This is a genomic window from Epilithonimonas sp. (assembly GCF_032055105.1).
GTDB lineage: Bacteria > Bacteroidota > Bacteroidia > Flavobacteriales > Weeksellaceae > Epilithonimonas.
This window is the reverse complement of sequence record NZ_DAMBRK010000006.1, coordinates 22095-42824: the sequence shown is the minus strand read 5'-3', so window position 1 is coordinate 42824 and position 20730 is coordinate 22095. Positions and strand designations below refer to the sequence as shown.

General features: G+C 33.2%; 17 protein-coding genes and 1 riboswitch. Of the genes, 11 read left to right on the top strand and 6 right to left on the bottom strand.

The genetic code is table 11. The annotated features are described in order from the left end of the window. Position 1: 1 nt before the first annotated feature. The gene (locus RTY06_RS06580; RefSeq protein WP_312823699.1) at positions 2-2806 is read right to left on the bottom strand and encodes a T9SS type A sorting domain-containing protein; all 2805 of its coding nucleotides are present in this window, start codon (positions 2804-2806) and stop codon (positions 2-4) included. A 158-nt stretch (positions 2807-2964) separates the two neighbouring features. Here RTY06_RS06580 and RTY06_RS06575 point away from each other — a divergent pair, with 158 nt between their 5' ends. Beyond that, the gene (locus RTY06_RS06575) at positions 2965-3531 is read left to right on the top strand and encodes a DUF2892 domain-containing protein (RefSeq protein WP_312823697.1); all 567 of its coding nucleotides are present in this window, start codon (positions 2965-2967) and stop codon (positions 3529-3531) included. Positions 3532-3588: 57 nt separating this feature from the next. On the opposite strand, the gene RTY06_RS06570 is transcribed toward RTY06_RS06575, so the two are convergent. Next, a complete protein-coding gene (locus tag RTY06_RS06570; RefSeq protein ID WP_312823695.1) occupies positions 3589-4221 on the bottom strand; it encodes a trimeric intracellular cation channel family protein in 633 nt (210 codons plus the stop codon). A gap of 45 nt (positions 4222-4266) precedes the next feature. Further along, the gene (locus RTY06_RS06565) at positions 4267-5031 is read right to left on the bottom strand and encodes an exodeoxyribonuclease III (protein ID WP_312823693.1); all 765 of its coding nucleotides are present in this window, start codon (positions 5029-5031) and stop codon (positions 4267-4269) included. 309 nt (positions 5032-5340) lie between these two features. Here RTY06_RS06565 and RTY06_RS06560 point away from each other — a divergent pair, with 309 nt between their 5' ends. Further along, entirely contained in the window at positions 5341-5946 is a 606-nt protein-coding gene (locus RTY06_RS06560; RefSeq protein WP_312823691.1) for an outer membrane beta-barrel protein, read from the top strand. A gap of 272 nt (positions 5947-6218) precedes the next feature. On the opposite strand, the gene RTY06_RS06555 is transcribed toward RTY06_RS06560, so the two are convergent. The 3 genes from RTY06_RS06555 to RTY06_RS06545 form a co-directional block, all read right to left on the bottom strand. After that, positions 6219-7763, bottom strand: coding sequence for a PglZ domain-containing protein (locus tag RTY06_RS06555; RefSeq protein WP_312823690.1), 1545 nt, complete (start codon positions 7761-7763; stop codon positions 6219-6221). Between the two features lie 138 nt (positions 7764-7901). Next, positions 7902-9458 carry an Rne/Rng family ribonuclease gene (locus RTY06_RS06550; RefSeq protein WP_312823688.1) on the bottom strand — a complete coding sequence of 519 codons (1557 nt, stop codon included), beginning with the start codon at positions 9456-9458 and terminating at the stop codon, positions 7902-7904. Positions 9459-9696: 238 nt separating this feature from the next. After that, a complete protein-coding gene (locus RTY06_RS06545) occupies positions 9697-9987 on the bottom strand; it encodes an HU family DNA-binding protein (RefSeq protein ID WP_027383593.1) in 291 nt (96 codons plus the stop codon). A 47-nt stretch (positions 9988-10034) separates the two neighbouring features. Here RTY06_RS06545 and mutY point away from each other — a divergent pair, with 47 nt between their 5' ends. The 9 genes from mutY to RTY06_RS06500 all read left to right on the top strand — a co-directional run bounded on the left by mutY (position 10035) and on the right by RTY06_RS06500 (position 20636). Next, entirely contained in the window at positions 10035-11093 is a 1059-nt protein-coding gene (mutY, locus tag RTY06_RS06540; RefSeq protein WP_312823687.1) for an A/G-specific adenine glycosylase, read from the top strand. Positions 11094-11300: 207 nt separating this feature from the next. Then, positions 11301-11487: riboswitch (cobalamin riboswitch) on the top strand. 98 nt (positions 11488-11585) lie between these two features. Further along, positions 11586-13502, top strand: a complete 1917-nt coding sequence (locus RTY06_RS06535) for a TonB-dependent receptor domain-containing protein (protein ID WP_312823686.1) — start codon at positions 11586-11588, stop codon at positions 13500-13502. A gap of 198 nt (positions 13503-13700) precedes the next feature. Then, on the top strand, positions 13701-14960 hold the full coding sequence (locus RTY06_RS06530; protein WP_312823685.1) for an NAD(P)/FAD-dependent oxidoreductase: 1260 nt from the start codon (positions 13701-13703) through the stop codon (positions 14958-14960). After that, positions 14961-15635, top strand: a complete 675-nt coding sequence (trmD, locus tag RTY06_RS06525) for a tRNA (guanosine(37)-N1)-methyltransferase TrmD (RefSeq protein ID WP_312823684.1) — start codon at positions 14961-14963, stop codon at positions 15633-15635. A gap of 106 nt (positions 15636-15741) precedes the next feature. Further along, entirely contained in the window at positions 15742-16191 is a 450-nt protein-coding gene (locus RTY06_RS06520; protein WP_312823683.1) for a hypothetical protein, read from the top strand. A 95-nt stretch (positions 16192-16286) separates the two neighbouring features. Beyond that, entirely contained in the window at positions 16287-16799 is a 513-nt protein-coding gene (locus tag RTY06_RS06515) for a nitroreductase (protein ID WP_312823682.1), read from the top strand. Positions 16800-16862: 63 nt separating this feature from the next. Then, the gene (locus RTY06_RS06510) at positions 16863-19175 is read left to right on the top strand and encodes a gliding motility-associated C-terminal domain-containing protein (protein ID WP_312823680.1); all 2313 of its coding nucleotides are present in this window, start codon (positions 16863-16865) and stop codon (positions 19173-19175) included. Positions 19176-19214: 39 nt separating this feature from the next. After that, complete coding sequence (locus RTY06_RS06505) at positions 19215-19811, top strand: hypothetical protein (protein WP_312823679.1); 597 nt, start codon at positions 19215-19217, stop codon at positions 19809-19811. A 267-nt stretch (positions 19812-20078) separates the two neighbouring features. Beyond that, positions 20079-20636, top strand: coding sequence for a 30S ribosomal protein S16 (locus RTY06_RS06500; RefSeq protein WP_312823678.1), 558 nt, complete (start codon positions 20079-20081; stop codon positions 20634-20636). The last annotated feature ends 94 nt before the right edge of the window (positions 20637-20730 follow it).

Here is a 20730-nt window from a genome sequence, read left to right as displayed (position 1 = left end):
ACTATTTTTTGATAACTTTTGAAGAATAAAGTTTTGTATTGGTTTTGACCTTGATAAAGTATATTCCTGCTGAAAGTCCTTTGATACTTATACTAGAATTTTTAGATTCCAAAATTTTCTTACCAGCAATATCTATAATTTCGATGTGCTCAACTTTTTCATTGTTATCGAGTTTTACATTGACTATATCATCCGTTGGATTTGGATATATAATAATTTTTCTTTCTGATTTTGAAGTTTGAGACTCATTAGTGTTTAGTTCTTCAACAACGTCTGTGATAAATAATTCCTGCCCAGAGCTTTTATAATCCATAGAAAAATGGAATTTTCCTTTATCGAAAAACAATTGTTCTAACGAATAATAACCAGTTAATGAGTTATCATTCACTTTAATTTGAATAGGTGTAAAATCGCCAGCATTAGTCCCCTTTGTTTTTCCAAAAACATTATTTGCATTTTGAAAATAAAGTTCGTTGTTTAAACATACCGTAGTTCGATTAGAATGATATCGTGGAGCACTACTTAACATAAACGTACCTGCATCAGTACCATCTGTTCTATAAAAGATGGTAGAGTTATAAGTATCTGAAAAATAAAAATTATTACCACATTTCGTAATAACGGAATTGGAACGAAAAAATGTGTTAGGAAGTGATTTCACTACAGAAGTTCCTATCTCCGTACCATCAGTGACATAAATTTGTTCATTTACCCCACTATTAAAAATACTCGAAAAGAAATATACCTTATTATCTATTTTGAAACTAGCTTCCCCCCAATATTTATCTTTGTTATGAATCATTTCAACATTATCTGTAAAGATATCTATCGTATGTATTTTATCTCTTTCGTTATAGTTAACATTATTCTCAACGAAAAGAATCTTATCATCAATCCTATCGAGAAAAGTTTTATAATAGGCAAAATTAGACGAATTCATATCAAAAATTTTCTTAGTATTCTCTATAGTACCGTCTGTTTTCCATATAGAAACTTGATTATTAAATAACATTTTAAAATAGATTGCCGTTTCCGTTTTTATAAAATCTCTTTTTGCACTTGTACTATAACTTGCAGGGTTCTCTAATACCAATTCTAATTCTGTAGAAGTGTTTTTTATCCTCCAAACCCTCATAAATCCGTGTAGTGAATTAAATGATTTTATTAGTACTGTATGATCATTAAGAGAAAAAACATCCATTATTTTTTCATTTTCTGGTAAATTTATTTTTTCCGTATCATTCACATTTCCCGCAGTCCTATAAAAAAAGTTTTCTTCTAAAAAATAATATAGATAATTCCCAGATTTTTCTGATTCAAAATCAGAAAAGAAATTATTATTAATATTAATGTCAGAAAAATTACTTAACTGAACAATCTTTTCATCCACACCTTTTTTGAATATCTGGGCATAAAAACCTGCAGATGCAATAAAAAGCATATTGTCATTCAACTTCACAAAACTATTAGGCTTACTGTGAGCATTATAAAAAATTTCATTTTCTATTCCAGAAGATTTATCATTGATATTATAATAGCAGAGTTCAGTATTTTTATAAACTGTATAAAAATCTACATAAGATTCTATATAACCAGAAAAATAAAGTTTGTTATCTCTTTCTACAAAACTTTTCTCATCATTATACTTGATTTCTGTTTTAGTGACTTCGTTACCATCATAAATATATATGAAAGAGTCTGTATTATTATCGAGTTGTTTAAAAACGAGAAAGTTTTGGTTAGAAGATGTAGAAACAGCTTCTAGTTTTATCCCAAAATTATTACTAAAAATACTGACTTGGTCATTCTCATCAACCACATAAGTTTCAGTTGTTGTATTGATATATAATCTATTTTTAAAAGGAAAAATCGTTTTAATATTATTGATTTGGCCATTAAGCGATTTTGTCCCTCCTAAAGTTCCGTCCGTTATCCAAAGGCTATTATTAGCATAATAGAAAAGTTTATTCGTTATTGCATTTTCATAATCAGGTAGCTGATAGTTATATGAGATATTTTGTAAAAAAACAGTTCCGTTAGAAGTTCCATCTGAAGTGTATAACCCTGGTGTTTGATTGACTCCTGCAGAAAAAACAATCTTTTCATTCACTGTGTACAATTTATCATAATAGGTGCCAACTGAAGAACCACTTCCTGCGTTTAGGTCTTTTACTATTTGGGTTCCGTTTTGAGTCCCGTCTGAACTCCAAAGTTCCTGACCATACAGAGCAGAATTACCAAAAAAATAAACTTTATTATTCAGTGAAGTGAATTGATTATTTACTAGTGTTACATTTGGAATTTTATTTGTCCCTTCAGATGTACCATCACTCACGTAGAGATTACTTCTATATGAAAAAACAAGTTTATCACCGATGATTTTTCCAAATAAAGTATTTAAATATGATGAATAAGAATCTTCGTTTAAATCTTTTATCTTAAAGGTATTATTCGTATTCAAATCAGTGCACCATAGTTCAAGTTTACTATATGCGCCTTCTGCAAAAAAATAAACCTTATCATTCAAATTATAAAATAAGCTTTTGACAATGCGACCAGGCGATGTATAGTCCTTTAAAATTTCTGATTTCTGAGTATTGAAATTATATTTGTAGACCTCTCTACCAAAAGCGTTTCCAGCAGTTGAGAAGATTAGATTATCATCAAACAATTTCATCCCTCTTGGGTCTGAACCAGGAAAACGATTGATTTCATTTAATTGAGAATTAATGACATTTTGAGAATGATAAAATGCCGTAAATAAAATGCACAAAAAAATAATCTGTAGATTGTAGATTTTTTTCATTTGTAGTTATTAGTTATGATTTTCCACAAAAATAAAAAATATTATGAATAAATGTGATTCATAGTATTAGATATCAAAAAAATTAATATGGATTTTGAAACTATTTTTATTGAAAATTCTTCTCGGTAATTCTTATCTTTGCATCCTAAAATTGAAAAATGAACAAATACATAAAATTTGTAATAGCAGCTGTAATTATCGCTTTGGGTGTTTATTTGATGTTCAATCGTAACATTGGCTGGGGAATCGTTTTGGTTGTACTTTCAGCAATTCCTATAGCCCTTTTCTTCAAAAACGAGAATATTCTTTTAGCTTTTTGGCAATTGAGAAAACAAAATATGGAAAAAGCGTCTAAGTTTTTATCTAATATTACAGATTACAAATCTCAACTTCACAAAAGCCAATACGGTTATTTTCATTATCTACAAGCTTTGACAACAGCTCAAGACAATCCTCAAAAAACAGAAGGATTGATGAAAAAAGCTCTTGATTATGGTTTGAATATGAAACACGACAGAGCAATGGCAAAACTAAATTTGGCAGCTACCGCTCTATCAAAAGGCAGAAAAAACGAGGCTCAAAAACTTCTGGAAGAAGCTAAACAACTAGATTCTGCAGGAATGATGACCGACCAAATCAAAATGATGAAAGACCAAATGAAAATGCCAACGATGCAAAAACATATGCACAACCCAAATATGAGAATGAGAGGAAAATTCAACTAAATCTCTTAACATAAAATATAAAAGGATTGAAAATTATTTTCAATCCTTTTTTTGTTTTTACATTTCATTGTTTTCCTCATAACCATAAAATTTTGGGATTTGCCAATGGTATTTTACAGCGAGAGTTCGGATAGTGACAATCAAAATAATCGTAAAAATCTGAATCAATCCATAAGAAAGAATAGAATATTTTGATAAAAGCAAAAAACTCCCACCTCCGATAATGCAAGCCGTTGCATAAATTTCTTTTCGGAAAACCAACGGAATTCTATTCAACAAAATATCTCGAATGATTCCTCCAAAACAACCTGTAATTGTTCCTAAAGTGAGACATATTAACGGATGAAGACCTTCATTAATCCCTTTCTGAATTCCAATAATTGTGAATAATCCTAACCCAAAACTATCAAATATAAACAATGTCACTTTGAAGTTTTTCTCAATGGATTTGAAAATCATAGAAAACACACAAGTGAAGAATATCAATGAACAAGTCAACATATCGGTCATCCAAAAAACAGGAACATCCAAAAGCAAATCACGAACTGTTCCGCCTCCAACAGAAGTCACAAATGCAATAATCAAAACACCAAAAGGATCAAGACGTTTCTGCATCGCCGCAAAACTTCCCGACATTGCAAAAGAAATGGTTCCTAAAACCTCGATGATAAAATTGAATTGTTCGTGCACGTTTTGAGTTTGAGCGTTATAGAGTTATAGTGTTTTATGAGTAATTTATGATTCAAATTCTACGAGAACAGGACAGTGGTCTGAGTGTTTGACCTCTGCTAAAATTACAGCTCTTGTCAATTTTTCTTTCAATGGTTCGGATACAAAGTTGTAGTCCATACGCCAGCCTTTATTTCTCGCTCTGGAACCTGCTCTGTAACTCCACCAAGAATATTGATCTGGTTGGTCATTGAAATATCTGAAACTATCTGTCAACCTATTTTCTTTCATAAAGTTGGTCATCCATTCTCGTTCCATTGGAAGGAATCCTGAAGTGTTGGCTAAACCAATTGGATTATGAATATCAATCGCTTCATGACAAATATTGAAATCTCCGCTGATAATCAGATTTGGAATAGTTTTTCTGAGTTCTTTGATATAAGCTAAAAAATCAAAACAGAATTGCATTTTGAAATCCAACCTCTCAATATTGGAAGCCGAAGGAACATAAACCGAAATCACAGAAAAACCGTCAAAGTCTGCTCGGATAATTCTTCCTTCATTGTCATAGCTTTCTATTCCGCAACCGTATTCTACGTGATTTGGTTTTACTTTGGAAGCAATTCCTACTCCACTATAACCTTTTTTCACTGCAGAATGCCAATAACTGTGATAACCTAATTTTTCAAAACTATCGATATCAATCTGGTCATTTCCTGCTTTACTTTCTTGGATACAAATTACATCCGGATTTGCGACATTAAGCCAACCTAAAAAGTCTTTTGTAAAGGCAGCACGGATTCCGTTGACGTTGTAGGAAATGATTTTCATTTTATTATAATTGATGAATGATTTACTTATTTTAACACAAAGACACAAAGAATTTTTTTTTCTCAATTTGTGTTTTTAAGGCACGAGGAAAATCAACGATTTTCAGTTTTAATGAAGTTAAAAACTTTGTGTCTTAAATATAGAGATTTCTAATTTATACAGTGTCTTTGTGTTGAAATTAATTTAGTCTGCAAAGGTCGGAATTTTGAATTGAATGGTCAAAAGAATCGTAAAAGATGTGTTGATGAAGAAAAAATTCTTAGACTGTTGATATTAAACGTATTTTTGACGTATTATTTTAAAAACACCATGAGAAAAGCATATTATATCATTTTTTTACTTGGTTCAATTTATAATTTTGGGCAATACATCCGTATTTCTCCAGAGTTCTCCAGCAATTCTATCAAAGGAAAAAATGTTGATGTTTTGGAAACTAATCTTCAAACTTATAATGTAAAATTGGGAATTGATTATCCTGAACACGAAAAATATTTTGTTTCAAGTAATATCGGCTACAAACAAAGAGGCGGACGTGAAACCAATCCTTTGCTAATGGGAGACTGGAACAAAATCACTAAACGTTGGGATTACATCTCACTGGACAGTTATATTAATTACAAATTCAATATTACTGATGCTTATTTTTATTTGGGAATTGGGCCGGAAATCAATTTTCTGTTGTCTAATAAACCTTTTGAAAATACACCTTATGAGAATGATTATAATCTGAAGAAAACTTTATTTTCTGCAAACTTGCAATTAGGATTTACGCGCACTTTTGGTGACTTCAGATTCAGCGCATACTCATATTATAATCAAAACTTATCCAAAGTTGGGAAAAGTGATTTTAATAATTTGACCAATAGTGGTTTCAATTTTGGAGTTTCTTTTGCTTATGACTTACATAAATTATAAAAATAACAACTTTAAATAATTAATTCCCCGCAGTTCCAATGACGGGGATTTTTTTGTTTGAATTGAATGGTCAAAAGAAATAGAAAAAGTTCTTCTTAGCCCCGATAGGAACGGCATCCTTTTTCTTTTTTATCGAAAAATAAAAAGATATAGTGGATAGCGGGTTGGAAACGTCTAAAGAATAGCCAAACGTCTTGCTCCTAAAAATAAAAAGGCGGAAAAAGTTGCCTCTTTCCGCCCAATAAACCCAAATCAAATAAACTATGAAAAAACTACTTGGGTTCTAGTATGCTTATCGGTATGATGACCTCCTCTAGGGAAATCCCTCCGTGCTGATAAGTGTCTTTGTAATAATTTACAAAGTGATTATAGTTCTTCGGGTATGCTAAAAATATATTGTTCTTTGCGAAAATATATTTGGAACTCAGATTGCCTTTTGGCAGAAAAAGCTTGTCGGGATTGTTAATCGCCCAAACATCTTTGTCTTCGTAAGTCAAGCTTCGTCCGGTTTTGTATCTTATATTAGTTGACGTTTCTCTGTCACCAACTACCTTACTAGGTTTTTTAACATAAATTGTGCCGTGATCTGTTGTAATAACCAATTTGAATCCATTTTCCGCAGCTGTCTTTATAATCTTAATTAAAGATGAATTCTCGAACCAGTTATAAGTCAACGACCTGAATGTCTTATCATCTCTAATTAATTGATTTACAATATTATTATCTGTCTTTGCGTGAGATAAAATATCGATAAAGTTGTAAACGATTACTAACAAATCATTGTTCTTGTGCTGATTGAAATCATCCAAAATTTTTCTTTCAAAGTCTGAATTTAGAATTTTCAGATATTTCATTGATTTGCTTGATAGTCCTAAACGTTTCATCTGGTCTTCTAAGAAGTCTCTTTCGTGCTCATTTTTGTTTCCTTCTTCGTTATCATTGAACCAATACTCCGGAAATCTTTTTTCGATTTCTGAAGGCATCAAACCAGCAAAAAATGAGTTACGTGCGTATTGAGTTGCTGTTGGCAAAATACTGAAATAATAATCCTCGGAAGTTTTGTTGTAGAACTTAGTAAACAGAGGTTCTATGACTTTCCACTGATCATATCTCAAGTTGTCAATCATCAACAAAAGAACTTTTTCTTTTTCCAATTCTGGTTTCACTTTATCTTTGAAAAGCGTGTGACTCATCATCGGTTTCTCGTTGCTGTGAAGCCATTCTTCGTAATTATTCTCGATAAATTTTGAGAATTGGATATTAGCTTCTTCTTTTTGATTTTGAAGCAAATCTGCAAACTCGCTGTCAGAAACTTTATCAAATTTAACTTCCCAGCTCAAGATTTTCTTGTAATATTCTGCCCAATCTTGGTAAGATCTGAGATAAGACAATTCCATACTAAGATTACGGAACTCTTGCTGATAGTCTACAATAGTTTTTTGTTCTACCAAAGATTCACTTTGCAATATTTTTTTAAGTGACAATAGAACCTGATTTGGATTAACTGGTTTCAAAATGTAATCCGAAATCTGTGAACCAATCGCCTGCTCCATAATGTGCTCCTCTTCACTTTTCGTAACCATCACGATTTTGAGCGCATTATCTTTTTCCTTAATCATCGGAATAGCTTCCAAGCCAGAGATTCCTGGCATATTTTCGTCAAGAAGAGTTAACTCGAATTTTTCTTTTTCAATTATCTCCAAAGCCTCATTCACATTATTAACAGGCGTTACATTGTAACCCTTGTTTTCCAAAAAGACAATATGAGGTTTGAGAAGGTCTACTTCATCATCGATCCATAAAATTTTTCCTGACATATATTTTTTATTTGTTTTCTAAGTATCAAAATTATGACCAAAATATTATAATTATGTTTTAATTAACAGAAGATAGGCGTTAAATATTAGTTAATGTAAATAAAAAACTTTGCTAAAAATTTAGCAAAGTTTGATTTTTTAATTGGAATAGCTCATCAATTCTTTCTTCTGAGCATTGTAGAGATGAAACTCCAGCATCTTGAAAGAATCTCTCGGGATGATGGTTACCCATTTTTTGTACTTCAAAAACCACTTGTTCTGGATACTTGCCAATCCTTTGGTCAGATAAGCTTCCAAAAAAGGATGTACATGCAGGTACAATTTCCCTTTTTCTTTTTGTATAATAGTTCTTATGGATTCTTCCATCCTTTCCACAATCACGATTGGAGCAATGATTTCGCCGTCTTTGTTAGGGTTTTCTTCAGACGTTTCTATGTGCTTTTCTGCGCGCACACGCTGTCTTGTCATCTGGATCAAACCAAATTTCGAAGGTGGCAAAATCTTGTGTCTTGCTTTGTCACGCTTCATTTCTTCACGAAAATGTTCGTATAATTCCTTTCTGTGTTCTGGGTCGGTCATATCGATAAAATCCACGACGATGATTCCGCCCATATCTCGAAGACGTAACTGTCTTGCAATTTCTGTTGCTGCCATTTTGTTGACAGTCAAACCGTGGGTTTTGTTGGTAGATGATGAGGAAATATTGTTTCCAGAATTCACATCTACAACATGTAGCGCTTCTGTATGTTCAATTACCAGATAAGCACCTTTGGAAGCCGGAATATTAACGTGTTTTCCAAAACTCTGCTTCAGTTGTTTTTCAACATTATAATATTCCAAAAGTGGAATATGTGAGTCGTAGAACTGAACAATATTTTTACGTTCCGGTGCGATAACTTCGATATAGGATTTCATATCCTCAACCATTTTTTCGTCGTCACAAATGATGCTTACGAAATCCTGGTTAAAGTTATCTCTCAGAATCGAAGACGCTTTATCTTCCTCATTCAGAACTTTGCTTGGAACTTTGTTTTTCTGAATATTTTTAAATGTCGATTCCCACTTTTTAACAAGCTGGTTCATATCATTATGAAGCTCAGCTACTTTCTTCCCTTCTGCAACGGTTCTGATAATCACCCCGAAACCTTCCGGACGAATACTTTCTATCAAAGTTTTCAGTCTGGTTTTTTCTTCTGGATTACTTACTTTTTTGGATACAGAAATCTTGTTATCAAAAGGAATCAGAACCAGAAAACGACCTGTAAGAGAAATCTGTGTAGAGATTCTTGGTCCTTTTGTAGAAATAGGTTCTTTTGTAATTTGTAATAATACCAAATCTCCTGCTGTAAGCACTTTATCAACAGTTCCCAGTTTGTCTATATCTTTTGCAGTTTCAAAATTTTTAAGACTTGGAGATTGTTGTTTTTTTGAGATTGTATTTTTCAGAAATTTCTGATAAGAAAGGAATTGCGGACCCAAATCCTGATAGTGCAAAAATGCATCTTTGTCTGTTCCAATGTTGACAAATGCAGCATTAAGGTTGGGTGCCAGTTTTTTAATTTTACCTAAAAATAGGTCACCGACTACGAAATCGGTTTTTGTTTCTTGTTCGTGAAGTTCAAAAAGGCGGCCATCTTCCAATAAAGCAATTTTTGAAGCATCTCCCTCATTGGAAATAATAAGTTCTTTTTTCATAACTTCATAAAAAGGTTTTATTAAAATTAGGTTGTAAATATAAAACAAAAATATAGCTGGCAAAATGCCAACTATATTTAATATGTTTAAGACTCAAAAAGGCTAAATTATTTCTTCTTTTTGTGTCTGTTTGCTCTTCTTCTTTTCTTTCTTTTGTGAGTCGCTACCTTGTGTCTTTTTCTTTTCTTTCCGCTTGGCATAATTTATATTTTTTTTTATACTGTTAATACTCGATTAATTATTTTACTGCAACTTTGGTCTTAACTTTTTCTACAAAAGTTTTTGAAGGTTTGAAAGCAGGGATGTTGTGAGCAGGGATTTCTATAGCTGTATTCTTAGAAATGTTTCTTCCTGTTTTAGCTGCTCTTGTTTTGATGATAAAAGAACCGAAACCTCTTAAGTAAACGTTATCTCCGTTATACATAGACGTTCTAATCTCTTGCATAAAAGCTTCGATAACTTTCTGTGTATCATTCTTTTCTACTCCCAGCTTGTTCGAGATGGTATTCACCAATTCTGCCTTTGTCATTTTCTAAAATTCTTTATATTTTTGGTGTGCAAATATAAGATATATTTTTGAAAACAAACAAACAAAATGCTGATTTTCTTCACATTGGAAAAAAGCTCACAAAGTGGTATGATACCAACGCAAGACAACTTCCCTGGAGAGAAAACCAGCATCCTTATAATATATGGATTAGCGAGATTGTTTTGCAGCAAACTCAGGTAAAACAAGGACTAGGTCATTATCTCAGATTTATAGATAGATTTCCCACTGTTAAAGAACTTCACAATGCTTCAGAAGATGACGTATTATTATATTGGAAGGGCTTAGGCTATTATTCCCGAGCGATTAATCTTCACAAAGCAGCTCATCAGATTGTAGAAGATTTCGGAGGCGAATTTCCGAATCATTATAATGACATCTTAAAATTAAAAGGAGTCGGAAAATATACAGCTGCCGCGATTGCAAGTATTTGTTTTGAAGAAAAAGTTCCTGCAGTTGATGGCAATTTTTATAGAGTTTTGTCAAGGATATTTGCTGATGATTTTGATATTTCAAGTTCTAAAGCTTTTCAATATTTCTCTGATTTGGCTTTATTAATTATGCCTGATGACAAATCTGGAGAATTCAATCAGGCGATAATGGATATCGGTTCGGAGATTTGCAAACCGAAAAATCCAATTTGTAGCGAATGTCCAGTAAATGATGACTGCTTAGCTTTCGAAACCGGCAGAATTTCAGAATTCCCTGTTAAAACCAAGAAAGTAAAAGTTTCAGATTTGAGTTTGAAATATTTCTTTATTAAATTCAAAAATCAATTCTTGATTAAGCAAAGAGGAAACGATTTTATCTGGAAAAAACTTTATGAATTCCCAACTTCTATTCCTTATGAGTGGGAAGACTTTATCATTAATTCAAAAATAATCAATCATAAATTGACTCATAAAAATCTGGTAATAGAAATCAATACTATTGAATTAGAGTCCAAAAAAGAATTTGAAAAATATGCTTCCGACAATGACTTTCTGATTGTTGATGAAAAACAAGCCGATGAAAAATCGTTTCCGAAACCTTTGGAAAATTTCTACAAAAATATTGGAAAACTAGAAATTGGTGAACTTCCGTTTTAAGAATCATTAATATTTTTTTCAAACCACAAAAGTCACAAAAGCTTATGAGATATTTTAAGTTTATCTAAAGTGAAAAAAAGACTTGCTTTTAAACAGTTATCTTTTTTGCTCTTTTATCTATTTTTTTCATATTTTCTTTTGTGACTTTTGTGGTTAAAGGATTTTCTTCTTTTCGAAACTTGTTCTTAAAATTTTCATCCGAACTTTCTATATTTGCAAAAATTTGGTTCCGAATCTATTCGGATTAAAAGGGAATGAAGTGCAATTCTTCAACTGTCCCCGCAACTGTAAATCGCAATCTTAGATTTTGCAATGTTGCCATTGTTTTGAAAAAGAACGAGAAGGCGCAAAATCTGCGAAAGTCAGGAGACCTGCCAAAAGAAATTGAATAAATACTTTCGGAGGAAAAGGCTGATTCTATATACACTTGTTTGTTTATATTCTCATGTTTTATTTTCTGAAAGTTGTTTTATAAACCTTAATTATACTTTAATGAACAGAAGATTATTTTTGGCAGGCGCCATGATTATGGTAGGAGCATTGGTTTTTGCTCAGCAGAATGAAGAAACTCCAATTGATGAAGTTACAGTCGCTTCCAAAATCCCACAACAACTTTACAAAACAGGAAAAAACGTTAAACTTTTCACTCAAGAAGATCTTGAAAACTTCAAAGGTCAAACTCTCAATGATGTTTTGAACCAAGTTGCGGGTTTTCAAATTACAGGAAATTTTAACAACCAAACAGAACCAAAATCTCTGAAAATAAGAGGTGGAAAAAGTGCTAATATTTTGGTTTTATTAGACGGAATCCCTTTGAAAGATGTTACTGGTAATGATTACACAGTAGCAGATCTACGCCTTATTGCTTTAGAAAATGTAGAAAGCATCGAAGTTCTCAATGGCGCTTCTTCCGTTTTATATGGTTCCAACGCAACCGTTTCTGTCATTAACATTAAAACCAAAAAAAATTCTCAGAAAGCCATCGAAGGTCTGATCTCAGCAAGAGGCGGTTCATTCAATACTTTTTCTCAAAACGCTACTGTTAAAGGGAAATTAGACAAATTCAATTATCAAATCAGTGGATTTAATGAAAAATCACAAGGCTTTTCTTCTGCTGAAGGAAATGACACGTTTGACAAAGATGGATGGGAGAAACAAAACATCTCCGCAAACATTGGTTATTCTGATGAAAAATTGAATGTGAATGTATCAGGAGGCTGGAATCATAATTTGTACAAATATGACGAAGGAGCTTTTACTGATGGTTTATACCGTGGTAATGACAAACAATTCTTTGGCGGTTTGAACGCAGGTTATAAATACAACAACGGTGAAGTTGTTTTCAACTCGAGATATTCTGGAACAGACAGATTAGGACAAAACTTCTATTCTGACAATTACAATGATCAATTTTCTTACACCGGAAAAAATCTTTTTTCAGAATTATATAACTTTTACAAAGTCAATGATTTTTTCAACTTTACCGTAGGAATCCAGTATGAAAATCAAAAAATGGGTTCAGCATCCTTACCTTGGGGCGGAGCGGAATTGGAAGATGGACTTTTAGAAAAAGATACTAAATTATCTAACTTCGATGCATTTGCAAAAATCAACCTAAACTACAATGGGTTCAATTTGGATGCAGGAACTAGAATGACAGATAATTCAAAATTTGGAAATCATTGGGTTTATTCTGTGAATCCCTATTATTTGGGAGAAACTGAAAATGTATTTTTCAAAATCGGATACTCGTATTCAACAGCTTTTATTGCGCCTACTTTATACCAAAACTACGGCTCACTTCCTTACATCCTTCCAAATGCTGACCTGAAACCAGAAACCAATCAAAGCCATGAAATTGACTTAAGTATTGGAAACAACTCCAAAACTTTTGTAGTAAACGCAAGCCTTTTCCAACGCCAGGAAAAAGACGTTTTCGCATACCAGACAGTCGATTTTGTAACATTTGCAGGCCAATACCTTAACATTGATGAAAACAAAGCAAAAGGTTTCGAAATTGGATTTGATTATGATGTTAATCAATATGTAAGATTTGGTAGTAATTTTAGTTTTGTGGAAAAAGATAAAGAAGCTACAATGTTGCGTCAACCAAAACAAAGAATCAACTCGTATGTAGAAGTTAAACCTTTCAAATCTACAAGATTATACATCAATCATCAATTTGTAGGAAAAAGATCTGATGCTTACTATGACTCATTAAGTTTCTCCACTTTGAATGTTACGAATAAAAGTTTCAATCTATTCAATTTAAACATCAATCAAAAAATAACTGAAAAGATTGATGCATTTGTAAACGTTGGAAACCTTTTCAATACTTCTTATGTAGATATTATTGGATATAAAACAAGACCAAGAAACTACACTGTAGGTGTAAGTTATCAATTCTAATTTTTCATCCAAACTATAAAAAGATCTTATCAAGTTATAAGAATCATTAAAAAAAATTAATTTTTCATCATTTATGTTTTAGGACTCTGTCAAATTCATTTTTGGCAGAGTTCGTTTTTTATTTTGAAATTAGAAATCCAGCACAATTTTTGATAGATGAGAAGCAAAATAAAAACCTTAATTTTATAAAAAATCGCAATGAGGGAAAAGATTGTCATCATCGGAGGTGGATTTGCAGGTTTACAGCTTGCGAGACATCTTAATAATCATGGAAAATACAAGGTAATGGTCATCGATAAGATGAATCATCATATGTTCCAGCCGTTATTTTATCAGGTTGCAACTGGACGAATTGAACCTTCTAATATCTCTTTCCCGTTCAGAAAAATCTTTCAAAAGTCAAAGAATATTCAGTTTCGAATGACGGAAGTCAAAAAAATCATTCCGTCTGAAAACAAAGTCATTGGTGAAGATGGTGTTTTCACTTACGATAAATTGGTCATTGCGACAGGTTGTAAAACTAATTTTTTTGGCAATCAGAAGATGCAGGATTTAGCTCTTGGAATGAAAAATACTCAGGAAGCTATCACGATTCGAAATCATATTTTGATGACATTTGAAAAGATGATTATCGAAAGAAAAGCCAGCGACGATGGAAATTGGAACCTCGTCATCGTAGGAAGTGGACCTACCGGAGTTGAACTTGCAGGCGCATTTTCTGAGATGAAAACCCATATTCTTCCAAGAGATTATCCTAGGATGAACTTTGATGACCTTAATATTGTTCTCATCAGCGCAGGCGACAAACCATTGGAAGCAATGAGCCAAGAATCACAGGATGCGGCAGAAAATTACTTAAAACAACTCGGTGTCAAATTTTTAAAAAACGAACGCGTTACAGATTATGACGGAGAAGTCATCAATATGGCGAGCGGGAACTCAATCCCAACAAATAATGTGATTTGGGCAGCCGGAGTTACTGGAAATATTATTGATGATTTTAATAAAGAAAACTTAGTTCGAAATCGATATATCGTTGATAGACACAACAAAGTGAAAGGTTTTGATAACATTTTCGCGATTGGTGATATCGCTTATATGGAAACCCCGAAATACCCTCAAGGTCATCCACAGGTTGCGAATGTGGCGATTAACCAAGGTAAAAATTTAGCAAAAAACTTTAAGAAAGATTCCGAAAAAGACTGGACAGAATACGAATATATCGACCGCGGTTCTATGGCAACCATTGGAAAACACAGAGCAGTTGTTGACCTTCCGAAATTCAAATTTCAGGGATTTCTTGCTTGGTATCTATGGATGTTCTTACATTTGATGCTGATTCTGAGCGTCAGAAACAAAATCGCAATTTTCTTCAACTGGATGTGGAGTTATATTAATAAAGATTCTTCATTAAGGCTGATTATTGCGCCGTCTAAGAAAAATCCTACCGAACAATAAATGAGAATCGATATCATCAGCGTACTTCCGGAACTTATGGAAAGTCCTTTCAAAACCTCAATCCTAAAAAGAGCGATGGAAAAAGGATTGGCAGAAGTTCATTTTCACAACATCCGAGACTGGAGCATTGGCAAACATCGTCAGATTGATGATGAGCCTTATGGCGGTGGCGCAGGCATGATAATGATGATAGAACCTCTGGACAAATGTATTTCTGAACTAAAATCTCAAAGAGATTACGACGAAATTATTTATCTGACACCAGACGGAGAAACACTTAATCAAAAAATTGCCAACACTTTATCCATCAAAAAAAATCTAATTTTCCTTTGTGGTCATTATAAAGGCATTGACCAACGTGTTCGTGATTTGCATATCACAAAAGAAATCTCAATCGGCGATTATGTTTTGACTGGCGGGGAATTGGCGGCGTGTGTTTTGGCAGATTCTGTCATCCGATTGTTACCTGGTGTTTTGAATGACGAGCAGAGTGCTTTAACCGACAGTTTCCAAGATAATCTTTTATCTCCACCAATTTACACAAGACCAGAAACTTACAAAGGATTATCGGTTCCAAAGATACTATTGAGCGGAAACTTCGGAGCGATTGAAGATTGGCTGCACGATGAAGCGGTGAGAATTACAAAAGAAAGACGACCAGATCTGTTGGAATAATTTGGCTAACAATAATATATAATCCTTTCAGATTTAATAATTTGAAAGGATTTTTTTTCAGTTAACGTTTATTTTTAAAACATTATCTTTATTTAAAATTGAATGGATGCAGAAGACAATTTACGACAAAACAGAGCTAAGAAATTATGTTAACGATACAATAAACGGAAAGGTAAAAACTTTGGAATTTTACCTCAACTTTTCGCTGGAAGCCAGCCGAGACATCAAAAAAACTTCGAAATACGATTCGATAAGAGAGGAAATTCAGGAGGAGATTTATCATTTGGATAGACAAATGGCTTCGCTCAAAAGTATGCAGACGCAAATGCGAAAAGTTCTGAATTCTGTTTCCGAAACTATAAAACTCGGCTCGCTTGTCATCACAAATAAAGCTCGTTTTTACATTTCCGTTTCTTTGGGAGAATTTTTCTTTCAAGGTGACCGTTTCTACGCCATTTCTCCCGAAAGTCCAATGGCGCAGATAATGTTGGGAAAGAAAGTTGGTGATGATTTTACCCTTAATAAAATTCATCAGGAAATTGTGGAGATTTTTTAAAGTTGGATGCTGAAGGTCAGATGTCCGAAGTTTCTCATTTGTTTCTTTTTACTTGATTCTTTTTTCTTTCTAAGTTGTTCCCGTATCTTTGAACTATGGAAAACGCAACAATTCTCAAGCATATCATAGAAGAGCGCAGAAGCATCTTCCCGAAAGATTACACAGATAAAGAAATTCCACAACACATCATTGACGAAATTCTCAGCAATGCTGTCTTAGCTCCGAATCATAAACGTACAAAACCTTGGCGTTTCAAAGTTTTCAAAAGTGAGGAAAAACAAAATCTTGGTCTGGAACTTCAAAATATTTACAAAGAAGTGACGCCAGAAATTCAATTTCTACAGAAGAAATATGATGATATTGGTTTTAAAATCTCTAAAGCCAATGTTATCATTTCAATTGTGGTTGAATTCAGTGGATTGGTTCCGGATTGGGAAGAGATTGCAGCAACGTCAATGGCTGTTCAAAATATGTATTTGACTTGCACTGCTCACAGAATCGGATGTTACTGGAGTTCTCCAAAAATCGTCAACAACCTGAAAGATTCTTTGAAAATTGAAGAAAATCAACAGTGTTTGGGATTGTTTTATTTAGGAAATATTGATTAATGAAGATTAATTTGTAAGGAATTGGGGTTATTTTTAGCTTTGTCAAAAAACTAAAACAATCTTGTGAAAAAAATCTCCTTCCTCGTTTCTCTTTTCCTTTTCTCACTATTTTTTTCTCAGAGCAAAGAAGCTAATGATTGTATTAATTACATTCAAATTTGCGGAAATCAAAGTATCTCACTTAATCCAACAGGATATGGTGTACAGGAAATAAACCAGAGTATCTCATGTAATAGTGATGAAAACAATTCTTTATGGCTGAAATTCACAGCAAAAACAACTGGAACTTTAGGATTTGACCTTATCCCAGCAGATACAGACTTAATCGTCGATTATGACTTTTGGGTTTTCGGGCCTAACGTGTCTTGTGGTAAAATTGGAACTCCAATACGATGCTCCACGACCAATCCACTGGCTGCATTGTTATTAGATAACCATACAGGAATGAGAGACTCGGAACCAGCTGGTGATTTTCACGAAGGACCAGCCGAATTGGGTGACGGATATATAAAATCTCTGAATGTAGTTGCGGGCGAATCCTATTTTCTTGTCATTGACAGACCCGTTGGAAATGGAGCATTTACACTCAATTGGACAGGAACAGCCATTCTTGAAGATCCTTTTGGAGTCGCTCCGAATCCTTTTGGAATTTTAAATCCAATTGATGTTTGTAACCCAAGCTTATTATATGATTTTTCCTTATTTACAAGCAACATTTTAAATAGCAATCCAGATTTTACCGTAACTTATTATAACACTTACGAAGACGCAACTTATGACGAAAATAGGATTACATCGCCCATCACGCTTAACAACCACGACTATTATTACAGAATTCAAAGCACTTTAACAGAATGTTTCCGTGTAGAGACAATCAAAGTAAATTATAAACCGCTTATCCTTTCAAATCCAGAAATAGAAACTTGTGAAAATAGTTTGGGACAAGGCATTTTCAATCTTACATCTGCCAGTCTTACCACAGAATCTATATCTAGTATAAAATATTATTTAACATTACAAGACGCTCAAGATCATATTCCCGGAACAGAAATCCTAGATCCATCACGACACATTTCCAGCGGAGGATCTGTATTTGCTTGGGTAGTTACAACAAGTGGTTGCGAAAATTCGACGGAGATTTTTTTGAATTTCTATCCAGTTCCCAATGTAGATACCGCTTTATATGATTCTAATCTTTGTGATAATGATCTGGATAATTCCATCAGTTTGAGATTTTCTGATATTACTCCAATCATTGTCAGTAATCATAATGACTTTGAAGTTTACTATTATTTAGCTTCTAATCCCACAGTTCCATTGCCTGACAATTTTACTTTTACAATGAACACAAATGTAATTGTAGAAGTAAGAAGTAAAAATGGATGCCCTTCTGTTTTTGGTACAATTAATTTTAAAATTGCACCTCAGATTACACTTAGCACCGTCTCCCCAATAGAGATATGCGACTCAGACCGTTCCGGAAATGAGCCTGTCAATTTACATGACTACATTAATCTGTTTACAACACAAGCCGATACGACCACTTTCTATGAAACATTAGATGATGCAAAAAAACAACTCAATAACATCCCTGCTTCACAAGATTTAAAAATAAGTAGAAGCTACTTTTTTCGTTTTGAAAACAGCATAAATTGTCCAGCAGTTGGAGAATTAAAACTAATATTTAAAAATCCTAAAATATCTGGCTCACTACAAGATGTTATCATCTGTAAAGAAAATCAAATTGTTTTAGATGCTGGATCTGGTTTTGACGCCTATCTTTGGGATTCTGGATCTACTAATTCTGATTCTGGAGCACTTAGTGTGGGAGATCATTGGGTAGATCTTACATTTGATGGTTGTACAACCAGACAAGATGTTAAAGTCATTGCGGAGGAAGAAGTCATCATTAAAATTTTAGAAATAGAGAATGACAGATTGACAATAACCGTAACAGGAGGAACCTCTCCTTACGAATATTCTCTTGACGGAATTAACTGGCAATCTTCGAACATTTTTAATAATCTTCCAAAAGGAATCCAAAAAGTATATGTAAGAAGTGCAAAAAAATGCATTCCTACTGTAAGAGAGTTTTCCAACATCAATCTTGTGAATGTCATAACTCCAAATGGCGATGGCAAAAATGATGTTTTGGACTATTCTACTTTACGCTTGAAAAACAATGTCAAGTTTAAAATTTTTGATCGTTTTGGTAGATTTGTATTCATTGGAAAAGATGGAAATTATATTTGGGATGGAAAAGATGGAAAAAAACTTCTTTCTACTGGCACATTCTGGTACACTTTGGAATGGACAGAACCAGACACAGAAGTGATTCACAGATATAATGCTTGGATATTGTTGAAAAATAGGTAATATTATGAATCTAGATTTAACAATCTTACTAGTGATATAATGAATATTTACAAACATTTCAGTGAAGACGACTTAGTTGACGCATACATTCAATGGATTGACAACTCAGGTAAAATCAGTAAAGAACTGGAAGATGTTCTAATTGAGAGAGGAAACATGACTGAAATTATAGCAAAAGCAAATCATAAAAAACTTGTAATCAAGGAAAAAGGAAGAATTGCTTTTGAAATCAATAAATTGATATTGCAGAATAAAACATTGGAAGAAATTGACAATGACATTTCTTCTGATATTTTAGAAAAAGAAGCACTTTCAAACTTTATTTTGGAAAAATATGTTATTCTAAAATCACATAAAGTCAATTCTGAAGTTGATAGAAAAACAATCAACAAAAGTATTATCGGATTAATTGTTGCGTCAATCTCAGGGTTTTTCTTTCTTTTGATAACAATGTTTATTGTAAAAGGTCTAATTTTCTATTTGTTGGTTCCAACTTATGTCTTATGCTATTTTATTATAAAAATGATTACAGGAAAAACGAGAAGTAATATAGCTGTTTTCATTTCAACTTTTCTTGCTACAGTTTTTTCGGCATTACTCGTCTTTTTTGTCTTCAAACTTTCTATTACAGACTAAACCCATAGCCCTGATTGTAGAGGAAATCCTTTTTTGCTTGAGTCCAGAGAACCTCTGCAAGACAAAATGTATAGCAAAAAAGATTGCAACGGAAAGCAGGTTCCGGCTCCTAACATTTGGTCTGAGAGTTTGCGTGTTTGAGAGTCGGAAAATTTTTCTTTTTTTGATTGTTAATTTATTAGATTTTCAAATTGTTACATTAAAATAATTTTCTATCTTTGCACACTTAATATTTAACCGGGACGTGTTCCCAAAATTTTTAAACATATGTCAGTAAAAATCAGATTACAAAGACACGGATCAAAAGGAAAACCTTTTTTCCACATCGTGGTTGCAGATTCTAGATCTAGAAGAGATGGTAAATTCATCGAGAAATTAGGAACTTACAACCCAATTACAAACCCAGCAACTATCGACTTGAACGTTGATTCTGCTGTTCAATGGTTGAACAACGGAGCACAGCCAACTGATACTGCAAGAGCTATCCTTTCTTACAAAGGTGCTTTGTACAAAAAACACCTTCAAGGTGGTGTTGCTAAAGGTGCTTTTGACGAGGCTGAAGCTGAGAAGAGATTCGCTGCTTGGGTTGAGGCTAAAGATGCTAAAGTACAAGGTAAAGTAGAAGGTTTATCTACTGCAAAAGCTGATGCTAAAAAAGCAGCTCTAGAAGCTGAAGCAAAAGTAAACCAAGCAAGAATTGATGCTGCTGCGAAAGCTGAAGCTGATGCAAAGGCTGCTGAAGAAGCTGCTAACGCTCCTGCTGAGGAAGTTGCAACAGAAGAACCAGCTGCTGAAGCAGAAGGAACTGAAGAAACTCAAGCTTAATTCTTTACAAAAAGATACAAAACAAAGACACGAAATCATATCGTGTCTTTGTTGTTTAAATAAAAAATCAATTTGTACCCCAACCTTAAAGGGA